1 pseudogene is annotated in these 235 nt (G+C 72.8%); it reads right to left on the bottom strand.

From position 1 onward, the window contains the following. A pseudogene (locus ACQG3P_RS23985) lies at positions 1 to 235 on the bottom strand (glutamine--fructose-6-phosphate transaminase (isomerizing)); the annotation flags it as partial.

Genomic DNA, 235 nt, shown 5'->3' with positions numbered 1-235 from the left:
CCGTTGTGCACCAGCGCCACGCCGTGGCTGATGTGCGGGTGGGCGTTGGCTTCCGTCACGCCGCCGAGGGTGGCCCAGCGGGTGTGGCAGATGCCGAGCGTGGCGTCGAAGCCTTCGGCAATGGCGGCCGTGTCCATCTCGGCCACGCGCCCGGTACGGCGCACGCGGCGCACGTCGGCCTGGGCCTGGGTCTGGTCCAGTACCCCGCTGCCGGACGAGGCGTAGCCCCGGTATT

This window comes from Stenotrophomonas sp. SrG (genome assembly GCF_050031795.1).
GTDB classification, from domain to species: domain Bacteria; phylum Pseudomonadota; class Gammaproteobacteria; order Xanthomonadales; family Xanthomonadaceae; genus Stenotrophomonas; species Stenotrophomonas rhizophila_A.
The sequence above is the reverse complement of the archived record's forward strand: the minus strand, read 5'-3'. Positions and strand labels throughout refer to the sequence as shown.